21 protein-coding genes and 4 pseudogenes are annotated in these 14,471 nt (G+C 73.3%); 14 read left to right on the forward strand and 11 right to left on the reverse strand.

The features are described from left to right. Window positions 1-13 precede the first annotated feature (13 nt). Window positions 14-193, reverse strand: a complete 180-nt coding sequence (locus U6N30_RS02115) for a DUF2530 domain-containing protein (protein ID WP_324275942.1) — start codon at window positions 191-193, stop codon at window positions 14-16. Between the two features lie 394 nt (window positions 194-587). On the opposite strand from U6N30_RS02115, the pseudogene U6N30_RS02120 reads away from it, so the two are divergent. From U6N30_RS02120 to thpR, 8 genes and pseudogenes are all read left to right on the forward strand, one after another. After that, window positions 588-1,349: pseudogene (locus tag U6N30_RS02120) on the forward strand (solute carrier family 23 protein); the annotation flags it as partial. A 128-nt stretch (window positions 1,350-1,477) separates the two neighbouring features. Then, window positions 1,478-1,927, forward strand: coding sequence for a solute carrier family 23 protein (locus tag U6N30_RS02125; protein WP_324278131.1), 450 nt, complete (start codon window positions 1,478-1,480; stop codon window positions 1,925-1,927). A gap of 39 nt (window positions 1,928-1,966) precedes the next feature. Next, on the forward strand, window positions 1,967-2,401 hold the full coding sequence (locus U6N30_RS02130; protein ID WP_324275943.1) for a MarR family winged helix-turn-helix transcriptional regulator: 435 nt from the start codon (window positions 1,967-1,969) through the stop codon (window positions 2,399-2,401). Continuing rightward, the gene (locus tag U6N30_RS02135; RefSeq protein ID WP_324275944.1) at window positions 2,398-2,697 is read left to right on the forward strand and encodes a hypothetical protein; all 300 of its coding nucleotides are present in this window, start codon (window positions 2,398-2,400) and stop codon (window positions 2,695-2,697) included. The genes U6N30_RS02130 and U6N30_RS02135 overlap by 4 nt, the downstream gene beginning before the upstream one ends. Continuing rightward, complete coding sequence (locus tag U6N30_RS02140) at window positions 2,697-3,533, forward strand: MFS transporter (RefSeq protein ID WP_324275945.1); 837 nt, start codon at window positions 2,697-2,699, stop codon at window positions 3,531-3,533. The genes U6N30_RS02135 and U6N30_RS02140 overlap by 1 nt, the downstream gene beginning before the upstream one ends. Next, window positions 3,503-3,787: a hypothetical protein gene (locus U6N30_RS02145; protein ID WP_324275946.1), complete on the forward strand. Its 285-nt coding sequence runs from the start codon at window positions 3,503-3,505 to the stop codon at window positions 3,785-3,787. The genes U6N30_RS02140 and U6N30_RS02145 overlap by 31 nt, the downstream gene beginning before the upstream one ends. 254 nt (window positions 3,788-4,041) lie before the next feature. Next, window positions 4,042-4,215, forward strand: coding sequence for a hypothetical protein (locus U6N30_RS02150; protein ID WP_324275947.1), 174 nt, complete (start codon window positions 4,042-4,044; stop codon window positions 4,213-4,215). A gap of 138 nt (window positions 4,216-4,353) precedes the next feature. After that, on the forward strand, window positions 4,354-4,779 hold the full coding sequence (thpR, locus tag U6N30_RS02155) for an RNA 2',3'-cyclic phosphodiesterase (RefSeq protein ID WP_324278132.1): 426 nt from the start codon (window positions 4,354-4,356) through the stop codon (window positions 4,777-4,779). Between the two features lie 70 nt (window positions 4,780-4,849). Here thpR and U6N30_RS02160 read toward each other — a convergent pair whose 3' ends face one another. Beyond that, window positions 4,850-5,104, reverse strand: coding sequence for an aldo/keto reductase (locus tag U6N30_RS02160; protein ID WP_422678017.1), 255 nt, complete (start codon window positions 5,102-5,104; stop codon window positions 4,850-4,852). Continuing rightward, window positions 4,996-5,816: pseudogene (locus U6N30_RS33125) on the reverse strand (aldo/keto reductase). The gene U6N30_RS02160 and the pseudogene U6N30_RS33125 overlap by 109 nt, the downstream one beginning before the upstream one ends. Before the next feature lie 114 nt (window positions 5,817-5,930). On the opposite strand from U6N30_RS33125, the gene U6N30_RS02175 reads away from it, so the two are divergent. The 5 genes from U6N30_RS02175 (at window position 5,931) to U6N30_RS02195 (ending at window position 7,595) form a co-directional block, all read left to right on the forward strand. Further along, window positions 5,931-6,140, forward strand: coding sequence for an acyl-CoA thioesterase domain-containing protein (locus tag U6N30_RS02175; protein ID WP_324275950.1), 210 nt, complete (start codon window positions 5,931-5,933; stop codon window positions 6,138-6,140). Between the two features lie 88 nt (window positions 6,141-6,228). Further along, window positions 6,229-6,678 carry a thioesterase family protein gene (locus tag U6N30_RS02180; RefSeq protein ID WP_324275951.1) on the forward strand — a complete coding sequence of 150 codons (450 nt, stop codon included), beginning with the start codon at window positions 6,229-6,231 and terminating at the stop codon, window positions 6,676-6,678. 43 nt (window positions 6,679-6,721) lie between these two features. Further along, entirely contained in the window at window positions 6,722-7,045 is a 324-nt protein-coding gene (locus U6N30_RS02185; protein ID WP_324275952.1) for an alpha/beta fold hydrolase, read from the forward strand. Continuing rightward, window positions 7,042-7,221, forward strand: coding sequence for a hypothetical protein (locus U6N30_RS02190; protein WP_324275953.1), 180 nt, complete (start codon window positions 7,042-7,044; stop codon window positions 7,219-7,221). Before U6N30_RS02185 ends, U6N30_RS02190 begins: the two co-directional genes overlap by 4 nt. Then, window positions 7,200-7,595 (forward strand): hypothetical protein, encoded by a 396-nt coding sequence (locus U6N30_RS02195; RefSeq protein ID WP_324275954.1) that lies wholly within the window; start codon window positions 7,200-7,202, stop codon window positions 7,593-7,595. The genes U6N30_RS02190 and U6N30_RS02195 overlap by 22 nt, the downstream gene beginning before the upstream one ends. 4 nt (window positions 7,596-7,599) lie before the next feature. On the opposite strand, the gene U6N30_RS02200 is transcribed toward U6N30_RS02195, so the two are convergent. The 6 genes and pseudogenes from U6N30_RS02200 to U6N30_RS02225 form a co-directional block, all read right to left on the reverse strand. Beyond that, window positions 7,600-8,301, reverse strand: coding sequence for a TetR/AcrR family transcriptional regulator (locus U6N30_RS02200; RefSeq protein WP_324275955.1), 702 nt, complete (start codon window positions 8,299-8,301; stop codon window positions 7,600-7,602). Window positions 8,302-8,422: 121 nt separating this feature from the next. Next, window positions 8,423-8,620 (reverse strand): annotated as a pseudogene (locus U6N30_RS02205) (ABC transporter permease); the annotation flags it as partial. Further along, entirely contained in the window at window positions 8,608-9,006 is a 399-nt protein-coding gene (locus U6N30_RS02210; protein WP_324275956.1) for an ABC transporter permease, read from the reverse strand. The gene U6N30_RS02210 and the pseudogene U6N30_RS02205, both read right to left, overlap by 13 nt. An 85-nt stretch (window positions 9,007-9,091) precedes the next feature. Then, window positions 9,092-9,802, reverse strand: coding sequence for an ABC transporter ATP-binding protein (locus U6N30_RS02215; protein WP_324275957.1), 711 nt, complete (start codon window positions 9,800-9,802; stop codon window positions 9,092-9,094). Window positions 9,803-9,890: 88 nt separating this feature from the next. Beyond that, window positions 9,891-10,781, reverse strand: a complete 891-nt coding sequence (locus U6N30_RS02220; RefSeq protein ID WP_422678083.1) for a putative bifunctional diguanylate cyclase/phosphodiesterase — start codon at window positions 10,779-10,781, stop codon at window positions 9,891-9,893. Further along, window positions 10,779-12,094 (reverse strand): annotated as a pseudogene (locus tag U6N30_RS02225) (diguanylate cyclase domain-containing protein); the annotation flags it as partial. The pseudogene U6N30_RS02225 and the gene U6N30_RS02220, both read right to left, overlap by 3 nt. Window positions 12,095-12,204: 110 nt before the next feature. On the opposite strand from U6N30_RS02225, the gene U6N30_RS02230 reads away from it, so the two are divergent. Further along, entirely contained in the window at window positions 12,205-12,879 is a 675-nt protein-coding gene (locus U6N30_RS02230) for a TrmH family RNA methyltransferase (RefSeq protein ID WP_324275959.1), read from the forward strand. 39 nt (window positions 12,880-12,918) lie between these two features. Here U6N30_RS02230 and U6N30_RS02235 read toward each other — a convergent pair whose 3' ends face one another. Then, window positions 12,919-13,392 (reverse strand): YflT domain-containing protein, encoded by a 474-nt coding sequence (locus U6N30_RS02235; protein WP_324275960.1) that lies wholly within the window; start codon window positions 13,390-13,392, stop codon window positions 12,919-12,921. Between the two features lie 70 nt (window positions 13,393-13,462). Next, window positions 13,463-14,401 (reverse strand): septation protein SepH, encoded by a 939-nt coding sequence (gene sepH / locus U6N30_RS02240; RefSeq protein WP_324275961.1) that lies wholly within the window; start codon window positions 14,399-14,401, stop codon window positions 13,463-13,465. Window positions 14,402-14,471: the final 70 nt, after the last annotated feature.

Raw genomic sequence — 14,471 nt, forward strand, 5'->3', positions numbered from 1 at the left:
CCGTTCGATCACCTCACCTGCGAGGTAGCTGGCCCTGGAGCTTCATGATCCAGAGGCCCAGGGTGCCGAGGGCGATCGCGGCGACGCAGGTCCAGGTCCACATCCGGTCGACCCGGTCGCCCAGCACGAGCAGGACGACGAGCGCGACCGCCCACAGCCCGAGGCCCGCGAGGACGACGCGGGCGGTGTCCACGCGCAGCGGGGCGGGGCCTGCTTGGTGGGTCTGGGCACGGTGCGACCTTAGGCCGCGCCGCGGGTTCCCATCGCCGAACCCCTCGGGACGGGTGGGGCGGCGCGTGATCCCACCGCGACGATCGTGTGGCACGCTGTCGCCGCTCGTCGCCAGCAGCCGTCGTTTCCGGGGAGTCCGCATGCCCGAGAAGTCCCGTTCCACCACGGGATCCACCAGCGCCAGTCCCGACCAGGGCACCCCGGCGGACGTGGTGGCCGACGCGCCGGGCACGCCGCGCCGCAGCGACGGGCCGAAGGTGCGGCCGAAGAACGGCCTCGACCGGTACTTCGAGATCAGTGCCCGGCGCTCGACGATGGGCCGCGAGCTGCGGGGTGGTCTCACCACCTTCTTCACGATGGCCTACATCGTGGTGCTCAACCCGATCATCCTGACCAGCATCGCCGGACCCGACGGCACGCTCGGTGCCGACGTCGAGGGCACGGTGCTCCCGTTCGGCTCGATCGCGGCCGTCACCGCCCTGCTGGCCGGTGCGCTGACGATCCTCATGGGCGTCGTCGGCCGCTACCCGTTCGCGCTGGCCACCGGGCTGGGCATCAACGCGATCGTCGCGGTCTTCGCCGCGACCCAGCTGTCCTGGCCCGAGATCATGGGCCTCGTCGTGCTCGAGGGCCTGCTCATCACGGTGCTGGTGCTCACCGGCTTCCGGCGGGCCGTCTTCGAGGCGATCCCGCCGCAGCTGAAGACCGCGATCGCGGTGGGCATCGGGTTCTTCCTCACGATCATCGGCCTGGCCGACGCCGGGATCATCCGGCCGGGCATCCCGCTCATCAGCTTCGGCGTGGGCGGGCAGCTGGCCGGCTGGCCGACGCTGGTGTTCGTCGTCGGCCTGCTGCTCATGGCCGTGCTGGTCGTCCGCAGGGTCAAGGGCGCGCTGCTGATCGGCATCGTGATCACCACGGTGCTGGCGATCATCGTGGAGGCGATCGCCGACATCGGCCCGCGGTTCGGCGACGACGGCGAGAACGCGCGCGGCTGGTGGCTCCAGGTGCCCGAGCTGCCCGACGAGGTGGTGAGCAGCCCGGACCTCTCGCTGCTGGGGAACTTCTCGCTGTTCGGGGGCTTCGAGCGCATCGGCATCCTCGCCGCCCTGCTCATCGTGTTCTCGATCATGATCGCCGACTTCTTCGACACCGTCGGCACGGTCACCGCGGTCGGTGCCGAGGAGATCTGCTGGACGAGAAGCGCAACCTGCCGAAGTCCCAGCCGGTCCTGCTCGTCGACTCCATCGCCGCTGCTGCCGGCGGCGCGGGCAGCGTCTCGTCGAACACGACCTACATCGAGAGCACGGCCGGTGTGGCCGACGGTGCGCGGACCGGACTGGCCAGCGTCGTCACCGGTCTGCTCTTCCTGGTGGCGGTGTTCTTCACCCCGCTGGTGGCCGTCGTGCCGGCGGAGGCGGCCGCCCCGGCCCTGGTCGTCGTCGGCGCGCTGATGGTCACCCAGATCCGGTACCTGTCGTGGGACGACATGTCCCTGGTCATCCCGGCCTTCCTCACCATCGCGCTGATGCCGTTCACCTTCTCGATCACCAACGGGATCGGCGCCGGCGTCATCAGCTTCGTGCTGCTGCGGCTCGCCGTGGGCCGGGCACGGGACGTCCACCCGCTCATGTGGGTGATCTCGGTGATGTTCGTCGTGTACTTCGCGCTGGAGCCGCTGCAGCAGCTCCTCTGACGGAGGCCCGGCGGCTGGTCCTGAGTTAGGCTAAGCACTGTGAGCAGGACGACGCTGGACACCGCGGCGCTGGCTCACGACCTCCGGCTGGCCGTGATGCGCTTCTCCCGGCGGCTGCGCAACCAGCGCGTCGACCACTCCGTCACCCTCACCCATCTCGCGGCGCTGTCGACGCTGAAACGCAACGGGCCGATGAGCCCCGGGGAACTGGCCGCGCAGGAGCGGGTGCAGCCGCCGTCGATGACCCGCGTCGTCGTCGCGCTGGAGGGCATGGGACTGGTCACCCGCACACCGCACCCCACCGACGGCCGGCAGGTGATCATCGACCTGACGCAGACGGCGGAGGATCTGCTCACCGAGGAGGCGCGCGCCCGCGAGGCGTGGCTGTCCGGACAGCTGCAGAGCCTCACCCCCGAGGAACGGACCGTGCTGCGCGAGGCCGCGGAGATCATGGAGAAGCTCGCCGGTGGGTGACCCGCACGAGCACTGACCAGCCGACCCCGCCGGACGCAGGCAGGGGCTCCTTCCGGGCGCTCCGCGTCCGGAACTTCCGCATCTACGCCTCGGCCAACCTGGTCAGCCTCACCGGCACCTGGATGCAGCGCATCGGCCAGGACTGGCTGGTCCTTCAGCTCTCCGACGACAGCGGCATCGCGCTGGGACTGATCACCGCGCTGCAGTTCGGTCCCAGCCTGCTGCTGAGCATGTACGGGGTGTCCTCGCCGACCGCTACGACAAGCGCCGGGTCCTGCTGGTCACGCAGGCGCTGATGGGCGTCCTCGCGCTGCTGCTGGCAGTTCTGGTGGTCACCGACGCCGTCGCGCTCTGGCACGTCTTCGTGCTGGCCGGCGGCCTGGGGTCGGTCTCGGCGGTCGACGCGCCGGTGCGTCAGGCGTTCGTGTCCGAGATGGTGGGCCCGGCCCTGCTGGCGAACGCGGTGAGCCTGAACTCCACGATCTTCAACGGCGCCCGCCTGATCGGACCGGCGGTGGCCGGCCTGCTGATCGGCTGGTCGGGCGGCGACACCGCGCCGGCCTTCTTCGTCAACGCCGCCAGTTTCGCGTTCACCATCGCCGCCCTCGCCGGCATGCGGGCGGCCGAGCTGCAGCCCAGCCCGCCGGTCGCCCGGGGCAAGGGGCAGCTGCGGGAAGGCCTGAGATACACCTGGGCCCATCCCGACCTCGTCCTCGCGATGGGCCTCGCCTTCGTCGTCGGCACGTTCGGCTTCAACTACCAGGTGACCATCGCGCTGATGGCTCGCGAGCAGTTCGACCTGGGCGCGCAGGCCTTCGGACTGCTCTCGACCACCTTCGCCGTCGGTTCGCTGACCGGGGCGTTGCTCTCCACCCGGCGCAGCACCCGGCCGCGGCAACGCTTCCTCGTCGTCTCCGCCGTCGTCTTCGGCCTGTGCACCGTGCTCGCGGGGCTGATGCCGGGCTACGTCTCCTTCGCCGTGCTCCTGGTGCCGACCGGGGCCGCGGCGCTGGTGTTCAGCGTGGCGAACAACAGCTTCGTGCAGCTGGGTGTCGACCCCGGATGCGCGGCCGCGTCATGGCGCTGTACTTCATGTGCTTCATGGGCGGTACGCCCGTGGGGGCGCCGCTGATCGGCTGGATCTCCGAGCACCTGGGTGCGCCGTGGGGGCTCATCCTCGGCGGCGCGGTGTGCGTCGTCGCCGGCATCGGTGCGGCGCTCTGGCTGGCGCGGGGCCGGCGCGTCCGGCTCGAGGGCGGACCCAATCCGCTGCGCGTCCGGATGCGCGTGGGCGCTCCGGGCACACGGGTCCCGTCGGCGCGGCTGCGCGCCGCGGGCGAGGCGGCGGCCGAGCAGGGGCCGGGCCGGCAACCCCTGGGCGGCTGACCCGGCGTACCGTCGCCGGCATCCTGGGGACCGGGAGGCGACATGTACGTCCCACTACTGCAGATCGGCGGCACGGTCGCCGTGGTCGCGGCCCTCATCGCGTGGACCGGGCCCGTCGTCCGCTGGGTGCGACGGCGGGCGCAGCGGCGCCGGACGGCCCGGCACCCGAAGGCGGGGCGCCGGCCGCTGCAGGTGGTCGCCGCCGACGTCCGCCGCCTCGCCCGGTCGATCGCCCTCGTACCCGCGGGGCGCCGATGGCCCGCCGCCGGGCCCTCGCCGCCGCCTACGACGACGTGCTGGTCGAGGCCGCGGTGCTGCTGGAGATCCCGCACGAGTTGCGGACGACGCCGGAGGGACCGCCGCGGGACGCCGAGCGGCTGCGGCTGCTCGCTGCGCTGGAGGGCGCCGGGCTGACGGTGCAGGGCTGAGGCCGGCCGGGCGGAGGGTGTTCTTCGCCGTCGACCCGCCGCAGGGGCGCGCGACGACCTGACCGCGGCGCTCGTGCCGATGCGGGACGCGGCGGGCGCCCCCGGTGGAGCGAGCCGGCCCGCTGGCACCTCACGCTGCTGTTCCTGGGCACGGTCCCCGAGGAGCGGGTGGCTGCGCTGGTCGCGGCTGCCGCGCCCGCAGTCGCGGCGACTCCGGCGGTGACGCTGCGCCTGGCCGGCGGCGGACGCTTCGGCTCGGCCCGTCGTCCGCAGGTGGCGTGGGCCGGGCTCGACGGCGACGTCGCGCCCCTGGTCGCGCTCGCAGGTCGCCTGACCGACGTCGCCCGGGGCCTCGGCCTGCCGGTCGAGGACCGGCCGTTCCGTCCGCACCTCACGCTCGGCCGGTGGCGTCCCGGGCAGCCCGCCGACGGGACGCTGACCGACCGCCTCGCCGGCTACCGCGGGCCGAGCTGGCCGGTCACCGAGGTGCGCCTGTGGGAGAGCCACCTCGGTTCCAGGCCCACCTACGACGTCGTCGCCACCTGGTCCGTGGGGCAGGCATAGGTACCTATACGTGTGTTGCGGCGCCCAGGACGCACGTATAGGTACCTATGCCCGGGGGTGACGGGGTTCTTCACCACGCGTACTCCATGGGCGCGGCCTTGTAGCCCGGGAAGATCTCGTCGAGCCGGTCCAGGGCTGCGTCCTCCAGCGTCACCTCGAGTGCGGCCAGGGACCCCTCGAACTGCTGCATCGTGCGCGGGCCGACGATCGGCGCGGTCACCGCGGGCTGGTGCAGCAGCCAGGCCAGGCCGACGTCGGCGGGCGCCTGCCCCAGCTCGCGGCAGAACGCCTCGTACTGCTCGAGGGCGGGGCGGTGCTCCTCCACCCGCTTCTGCTGGCGCTCCTCGTAGCGGCGGCCGCCGTCCTGCTTCTCGAGGACGCCGGCGAGCAGGCCCCCGGCCAGGGGCTCCACGGGAGGACGCCCACGCCGTAGTGCGTCGCCGCGGGCAGCACCTCCAGCTCCACGTGCCGGGTGAGCAGGTTGTAGTGCGACTGCTCGCTGACCAGGCCCTGGAAGCTGCGCCGCGCAGCAGCCTCGTTCGCCGCGGCGATCTGCCAGGCGGCGTGGTTGGAGGACCCGACGTAGAGCACCTTGCCCTGGGTCACCAGCGTCTCGCACGCCTGCCAGATCTCCTCCCACGGCGTGCGCAGGTCGACGTGGTGGAACTGGTAGAGGTCGATCCAGTCGGTCCCCATCCGCCGCAGCGACCCTCGCAGGCGCGCACGATGTTGCGGGCGGACAGGAAGGTGTCGTTCGGCCAGTCGGTCATCGAGCCGTAGACCTTGGTGGCCAGCACGGTCTTCTCGCGGCGCTCCCCGCCCTGGGCGAACCAGGTGCCGAGGACTTCCTCCGTGCGGCCCTTGCCGGCCTCGAAGCCGTAGACGTTCGCGGTGTCGAAGAAGTTGATCCCCTCGGCGTGCGAACGGTCCATGATGGCGTGGGCGTCGGCTTCCTCGGTCCTCCAGCCGAAGTTCATGGTGCCCAGGCAGAGGCGGGAGACCGTCAGGCCGCTGCGGCCGAGGTGGGTGTACTTCATGGGTAGCCACCCTGGCACCCTGACCGTCGTGCCGCAGGACGATGCAACGACAGCCGTCGACCGCTCCGCCTTCGATCTGGCCACCGCCGTCCGGCGCACCGAGGGCGGGGACTGGTGGCGGACCTCGACCCCGGCTGGGACGTCGGCGGCGGCATCCTCAACGGTGGCTACCTGCTGTCGGTGGTCGGACGGGCGGCAGTGCTCGAGAGCCCGCACGCCCACCCGGTCGCGCTGTCGGCCAGCTACCTGCGCGCCCCGGCGGCGGGGCCGGCCACGATCGCGGTCGAGTCCGGACCGTCCGGGCGCACGCTGGCCCACTCCTGATCACGCTGTCCGACGCGGGCGGCCCGGCCCTGACCGTGCAGGCCACGACGGCGACGCTCACCTCGGCCCCTCGGAGTTCAGCGACCCGATGCCCGACGTCCCGCCGGTCGAGGAGTGCTTCTCCGTCGCCGAGCACCGTGACCTGGCGCCGCCCGGTGTGCAGGTGCCGGGACTGTCGCTGCGGGTCGACACCCGGCTGGACCTCGCCACCGCGGGATGGGCGTTCGGGCAGCCGTCGGGGGAACCGGTGCTGCGGGCGTGGATGCGCTTTCCCGACGGGCGCGAGCCGGACCCACTGGCGCTGCTCACGTTCGCCGACGCCCTGCCGCCGACCAGCTTCGCCCTGGGCAACCTCGGCTGGGCGCCGACGGTGCAGCTGCAGGTGCTGGTCCGCGCGCTGCCGGCGCCGGGGTGGTGCCTGGTGGAGGCCCGGTCGAGCGAGATCGCCGGGGGCTGGGTCGACGAGGACTACCGGATCTGGGACTCCACCGGCCGGCTGGTCGCGCAGAGCCGCCAGCTCGCCCGCGCACCGCGCTGACCCAGGGCGATGAGTTCGGTCCGCGGACACGGTCTGCACCACCATGACCACCATGACCGACACCCGCACGCTGGACACGCCTGAGGCCTCGCTCGCCTACGACGTCCGCGGCCCGCTGCCGACCGCGGACGGCCGGCCGCCGCTGTTCCTCGTCGGTGCACCGATGGACGCCAGCGGCTTCGGCACGCTCGCCGGATACTTCGCCGACCGCACCGTCGTCACCTACGACCCGCGCGGCCTCGGCCGCAGCACGCGCACCGACGGGCGGACCACGCACACGCCGGAACAGCAGGCCGACGACGTCCATCGCATCATCGAGGCGATCGGCGGTCCGGTGGAGATGTTCGCGAGCAGCGGGGAGCGGTGACGGCGCTGGCGCTCGTCGCTGCCCACCCGGACGACGTGACGACGCTCGTCGCGCACGAGCCCCCGCTGGTGCAGGTCCTCCCGGACGTCGACCGCGCGGTCGCGGCCACGCGCGCGGTGCAGGCGGTCTACCAGGACAGGGGTGGGGCCACGGCATGGCGGCGTTCATCGGCATGACCTCCTGGCAGGGTGAGTTCACCGACGACTACACGGCCACTACCGCCCCGGACCCGGCGGCGTTCGGCTTCCCGGCCGAGGACGACGGTTCGCGCGGCGACCCGCTGCTGTCGCACGATTCCGACGCGATCACCGCCTTCCGGCCCGACGTCGCGGCCCTGACCTTGGCACCCACCCGGATCGTCATCGCCGCCGGTATCGAGTCCGAGGACACCCTCACCTGGCGCACGTCCGTGTCGACCGCGGAGGCGCTGGGCCAGGAGGTCACCGTCTTCCCCAGCAACCACGGCGGGTTCCTCGGCGGCGAGTTCGGCCAGAACGGGCAGCCGGAGGCGTTCGCCGCGCGGCTGCGCGAGGTTCTCGACGGGAGCTGACGGGTCAGCGCCCCGGCAGCTCGATCGGTCCGGTCAGGTAGCGCTGCACGGTCGGGCCGATGGTCGCGGCCAGCCAGTCCGGGGTGGCCGACACCAGCGGCTCCAGCTTGAGCACGTAGCGGCCGACCACGAGGCCGATCAGCTGCGAAGCGGCCAGCGATCCACGGAGCTCACGTTCCCCGGCCGGCATGTCGAGCGTGCCGACGACGCGACGCAGCACCTGGGTGACCAGGAACTCGCGCAGGAGCTTCGCCGACCAGTCGTTGGTGATGGCCGATCGCACCAGCGCGAGCGCCGCCGGCTGCATCGGCCCGTCCCAGACCCGGAGCAGCAGCCGGACGACGTTGCGCCCGAGGTCGTCCCGGCCGCCGGCCAGCACCTCGGGCAGCAGGTCGGCAGGGTTGGCCGGCGCCTCGATGGCAGCCAGGAAGAGCTTGTCCTTGCTGCCGAAGTAGTGGTGCACCAGCGCCGGATCGACGCCCGCCGCCGACGCGATGCCCCGGATGGTGGCGCCGTCGAAACCCCGTTCGGCGAAGGCCTGACGGGCAGCGGCCAGGACGGCGTCCCGGGTGTCGGGGTTCCCGGGGCGCCGTCCCGACCGTCGTGCGGGTTCCGGTGTGCTCAGCTGGTCCTCCTCCGCAGCGTCGCCGCCGCGAGCGCCAGGGCGAGCAGGGCGGCGCCGGCCACGATCGCGACGTCCACCCACATCGTGCCGGTCGCCTCCGGTGACCGCCCGACCTCCTGGAGGGCCTCGACCGCGTAGGTGAGGGGAGGACGTCGCTGATGGCCTGCAGCCAGCCGGCCATCTGGTCGACGGGTACGAGCAGGCCGCACAGGAAGACCTGCGGCAGCACGATCACCGGCATGAACTGCACCGCCTGGAACTCGCTGCGGGCGAAGGCGCTGGCCAGCAGCCCGAGAGCGACGCCGAGCACCGCGTTGACGACGGCGATCAGCACGACGAACCAGACGGAGCCCACGACCTGCAGGTCGTAGACCGTCGTCGCCACGGTCACGGTGACCACTGCCTGCAGGGCCGCGGCGAGCCCGAATGCCAGCCCGTACCCGAGCAGCAGGTCCAGGCGGGCCAGGGGGTGGTGAGCAGCCGCTCGAGGGTGCCGGAGGTGCGCTCGCGGAGCATCGCGATGCTCGTGACCAGGAACATCACGACGAAGGGGAGGATCCCGAGCATCGTGAGCCCGACCCGGTCGAAGATGCCTGGCTGACCTGGGAGGGTCGGCACGTCCTTCCACAGCAGGTGGAGCAGGCCGAGCAGCAGGCTGGGCAGCACCAGCATCATGGCGATGGTCCGGTGGTCGTGGCGCAGTTGCCGCAGCACCCGGCCGGCCGTCGAGGCGGTCAGTCGCGGGCTCAGGTGGCCGGGGGCGGGACGGTCCAGCGTCGCGGTCACGCCGTGGCCCCCTGTTCGCTCCCGCGGGACGCTCCGCTCCTCGCTCGTTCCTCGCTGCGATGCTCACGTCCCTGTCCGCTCACCCCTACCCCTCGTGCGCGCGGACGACGTTCAGGAACGCCTCCTCGAGGTCCTCGGACCGGCCGTCGGCGCGCAGCTGGGCCGGGGTGGAGTCGGCGATCAGCTCGCCGTCGCGGAGCAGGAGCAGCCGGTCGCAGCGGCCGGCCTCGTCCATCACGTGACTGGAGACGACCAGCGTCGTCCCCGCGGCGGCCAGCGCGTGGAACCTGGCCCACAGCTCGACGCGGAGGACCGGGTCCAGGCCGACCGTGGGTTCGTCGAGCACGAGCACCTCGGGACCGCCGACCAGCGCGCAGGCCAGCGAGGCGCGACCGCGCTGCCCTCCGGACAGGTCGGCGACGAGCTGGCCCGCGGCGTCGGTCAGACCGACGTCGGCCACCGCGGCGTCCGCCTCCCGCGCGCCCATGCCGTACAGCGACGCGAAGTACCGCGCGTTCTCCCGGACGGTCAGGTCGCCGTAGACGCTGGGCGCCTGGGTGACGTAGCCGACCCGGCTGCGCAGGCCCGGTGAGCCGGCCGGTTCCCCGAGCACCGTGACGGTGCCCGACCGGACCTGCTGGACCCCGACCAGTGCGCGCATGAGGGTCGTCTTCCCGCTGCCGCTCGGCCCGAGCAGTCCGGTGACCTGACCGGCGGGGACGGTGAACGACAGGCCGGGCAGCACGCGCTTGCGGCCCCGGTCGACGACCAGATCGGTGACGGTGACGGCGTCCATGCCGACCTCCAGGGAAACTCAACGGCTGATGAACTCAACGCTAGATGAGTTATGCCGAGGGCGTCAACGGAGACCTTGGTCCCCCGGTTCACCCGGGGTGGCGGGTGAACCGGTCGGCCAGCCACCCGGTCATCTCCGCGGCGCTCATGGGCGCGGCGAAGAGGTAGCCCTGCCCGACGTCGCACCCCAGGTCCGCGAGGGCGGCGGCGGTCGCCCGGTCCTCGACGCCCTCGGCCACGACGGTCAGACCCAGCTCGTGGCCCAGGTCGACCACCGACCGGACCAGAGCGGCGTCCTCGGCCGTCGTCGCCATCTCGGCGATGAAGCTGCGGTCGATCTTCACCTCGCTGACCGGCAGGTGCTTGACGCGCCCCATCGAGGAGTAGCCGGTGCCGAAGTCGTCGATCGACAGGCTCACCCCCGCGGTGTGCAGGCTGGTGAGGACATCGCGGGCGCGGTCCGGCTCGGCGACCAGCGCGCTCTCGGTCAGCTCCAGGCGGAGCATCCCTGCCGGGACGCCGTGGGTCGCGAGAGCGGACAGCACGCGGGCCGGCAGGTCCGGGCGGTGCACCGACCGGGCCGACAGGTTGACCGCCACGGGCACCTCCCATCCCTGCTCGGTCCACTCCCGCACCTGCGCCAGAGCAAGGTCCAGGACGCAGTCGGTGAGCGGCTCGATGAGACCGGTCTGCTCGACGGCGGGGAGGAAGTCCCCGGGCAGGAGCAGCCCTCGCGTGGGGTGCTCCCAACGCACCAGCGCCTCCAGACCCTCGACGGTGGGGGTGTGGAGCGACATCTTGGGCTGGTAGTGCAGGACGAGATGGCCCTCGGCCATGCCGCGGCGGAACTCCGACAGGAGGACGAGGCGGCCGCGGTCGTGACCGTCGGCGGCGGCGTCGTACACCTCGACGCCGCTCTGGCGCTCCTTCGCCGTGTACATCGCGATGTCCGCCTGCCGCAGCAGGGAGTCGATGTCCATGGGCGCGCCACCGGAGACGGCCACGCCGATGCTGACGTCGACGTCGAGGGCGAGACCGTCGACCAGGAAGGGCTCGTTCAGGGCGGCCCGCGCGCGCTCCGCGACGGCGCGGGCGCGGTCCGCCGGGACGTCCGGGAGCAGGAGGAGGAACTCGTCGCCCCCAACCGCGCGACGACGTCCACGTCGCGCAGGTGCGGTCGCAGCCTGGGCCCGATCTGGGCGAGGAGCCGGTCGCCGTAGCCGTGGCCGAGGGTGTCGTTGACCTCCTTGAAGCGGTCCAGGTCGAGCAGGGCGACCGCGACGTGCTGCCCGCCGCGACGGTCGTCCAGCAACTGGCTGCCGAGGGCCAGGACCGCTGCCCGGTTCGGCAGGGCGGTCAGCTCGTCGTGGGTCGCCTGGTGGGCCAGCCGCTCCTGCAGCTCGATCCGCTCGGTGACGTCCCGGGCGGTGAGCAGCAGCGCGCCGATGACCGGATCGGTACGGCGGTCCGAGGAGGTCACCTCGAGGTGGCGCCAGGTCCCGTCGCAGTGGCGGACGCGGACGACGAGGACGTCGGGCAGGTCCGCGGCGCCGGATCGGAACTCCGCGCCGGTCGGCAGGCGCAGACGTGCGGGGTCGTCGGGGTGGAGGAGGTCGTGCGGGCGCATGCCCAGGAGTCCCTGCGGTGGGCGGCCGAGCAGGTCGACGACCGAGTCGGAGACGAAGGAGATCCGCCCGGTGAGATCGATGAGCAGGATGACGTCGCTGGTCGCCTGCACGACCGAGCGGAACCGCCGTTCCCGGTCGAGTGCAGCGAGCATCGCGTTGAACGCCGCCGCCGTCCGGCCCAGGTCGTCGTCGGCTCCCACGGGGAGGGCCAGCGCGGCCCACGGGCTGCCCGCCGAGCCCAGCGGGCTGCCGGCGGTGTCGGCGACGTCGGTCAGCCGGGTGGCCAGCAGCTGCAGCCGGCGTCCGATGACCCTGCGGGCCAGGAGCCAGTTGGCCGCGCCCAGGCCGATCCCCGCGGCCAGGCAGGCCAATCGGAACGTCGACGCCCGCGAGTACTGCGTCGGCACGGCGAGGAACTCGGCGAAGTACGGGAAGACCGCGCCGATGCCGATGCCGAGCGCCGCCATGCCCAGCGCCAGCCGGGTGAAGACACCCACCCGGGTGCGGGGCTCCGCGTCGTCCGCGGTCGGTGCCGCCGGAGTGAGTGCCACACGGACAGGATCGGCGGCCGGGCCCCCGAACCTGAGCGGACGGCAGGATGTCTCCCCGGCGGGGGTGCGGTGCCGGCACGGCAGAATCCACGGCGTGCCCTCTCCCGTCGTCATCACCGACCCGATGGACCCGCGGGTGGCGGACTTCCGCGACCTCAAGGCGGGCGACCGCCCCGAGGGCGCCCCGCGGTGGTCCGGGCCGGTGATCGTGGAGGGTGCCGGCCGTGGCGCGGTTGCTCGCGTCGCCCTACCGGGTGCGCGCCGTCCTCGGCGTCCCCGGCCGGGTGGCCGCCCTCGACCTGCCGGACGACGTCGCCGCGTACGAGGCGGACAAGTGGCTGCTGTCGGAGGTGATCGGCTTCCGGCTCACCCGCGGGGTCATCGCCTCGGCCGACCGGCGGCCGCCGGCCGACCTGGACGCGCTGCTCGCCGGGCCCGACCCCGCGGCGCCGCGGCGGCTGGCCGTACTCGAGGCGCTCAACGACGCGGAGAACCTGGGGTCGATCGCGCGGTCGGCGCTCGCCCTGGGGATCGACGGGCTGCTGCTGGACCCGCGGTGCGCCGACCCCTTCTACCGCCGCTCGGTGCGGGTCTCGATGGGGCACATCCTGGCGCTGCCGTTCGCCGTCCTGCCCGACTGGCCGGCCGATCTCGGGCGGGTGCGCGCGGCCGGCTACACGACCGTGGCGCTCACGCCGGCCCCGGACGCCGTCGACCTGCGCGACCTCGACCCGGCGGCGCACCCGCGCACGGCGGTGCTGCTCGGCGCGGAGGGCCCGGGGCTCACCCCGGAGGCCCAGCAGGCGGCGACGGTGCGGGCGCGGATCCCGATGCGGGCAGGAGTGGACTCGCTCGGCGTCGCCGCGGCCGCGGCGATCGCCTTCGCGACGCTGCGCTAGAAGTGGCCCCGTGCAGGGCGGGGGCAGGGAAGTTCTTGTTCAGCCGCGCAGGGACAGTCGCGCCAGGTGGGCGCGGGCCTCCTCGGCGTGCGCCGGGTTGCAGAGCACGTCGTAGCGCCCGGCCACGATCGTGCGCGTGCTGACGAAGTCCCGGCGGCCCTGGGTGGCCGCGTAGCCGATCGCGCCGAAGACGGCCCCGAAGACGAGGCCGACCAGCAGGCCGCTGAGCACCGAGCCGATCCAGCCGCTGCCGTCGGTGGAGAAGATGCCGAGCAGCAGTCCGACGAACAGGCCCCACCACGCGCCGGCCGCGGCGCCGGCGGCGACCGCCCGTCCCATGGTGAGCCGGCCGGTCACCTTCTCGACGCTGCGCAGGTCCGAACCGACGATCGTCACGTTCTCGACGGCGAACTTCTGGTCCGACAGGTAGTCGACGGCTTCCTGCGCCCGCTCGTAGGTGTCGAAGGAGCCGACCTGGACGCCGCCCATGGGCATGGAGACCGAGGCTGTCATGCCTGGTCCAACTACCCGGCCGAGGCGCGTGTTCCCGCGGCACGTCGGCCAGGGACTCAGGCGGCGTCCGTCAGCGGTGGCGGCGGACCCCGAAGACGATGTCCTCCCAGGCCGGGATCCGTGCCCGCGGATCCTCGCCGTCGTCGCCGTCCGCACCGCTGCGCCCCAGGACGACGGTGTCGTGGTCGGCCACCTCGTCGAGCAGTGCATCGATGGACCGCTCGTCCGCGGGCGAGCCGCTGGCCGGGTGCACGTCGCGCACCAGCTCGCCGTCGTCGTGGCCGAGCAGGTCGGCCGGCAGCACGTCCGGGGTGACGGTGTCGTGGACGACCGGCTCGTCGTCGTCGCGGACGACGCTCACCGTGCGCGGGCGCGGGGTCGGCGCGGCCAGACCGGCGGGGACATCGGGGACGACGCGCACGAGGCGGGTGCCCTCGGCGAAGTCCATCGTCGCCGCGTCGGCGGGCGTCACGGTGCGCGTGGGCAGGTCGAAGGTCCACCGGGTCAGACCGGACTTGTCACCGGCCCGCCACGCGCCGGTGACCTGCCAGCTCCCGTCGTGCGTGCGGTGGGCGTCCCAGGCGACGTCACCGATGTCGGAGTCGATGAGGCGGAGGCGCTCGTCCATGAAGCGGTGCAGCTCGCCGCCGGGCGCACCTTCGGTGAGCCGCACGCGGGCCTCGCGGGCCTGCTCGGCCACCCGCTGCCGCTCCTGCAGCACCGGGGAGGCGAAGCGCATGATCCGCTCGACGCGGGTGCCGGAGGCCGCCGCCACCTGCTCGGGGGTCTCCCCGGCGCGGATGCGGGCCTGGATGACGCGCGGCGGCAGTTCCACACCGGCGTCGACGTCGATCTGGGTGAGCCGGCGGGCGTCGCCGCGGGCTGCGGCCCGCACCCGGTCGTCGACGGGCAGCTCGAAGCGCTCACCCTCGGCGCCGTCGGCACCCTCGGCGGCCAGGACGAGACTCTTCCCGTCGTCGGAGAGCGCCACGAGACGCAGCGTGCGCATGGGCGGACCTCCTCACCGCGCGGGCGGCCGTCGGAAGAGACGGACCGGAGCACGAGGCTATCGGCGAGGC

The organism is Blastococcus brunescens (assembly GCF_035320885.1).
In the GTDB taxonomy this organism is placed as follows: domain Bacteria; phylum Actinomycetota; class Actinomycetes; order Mycobacteriales; family Geodermatophilaceae; genus Blastococcus_B; species Blastococcus_B brunescens.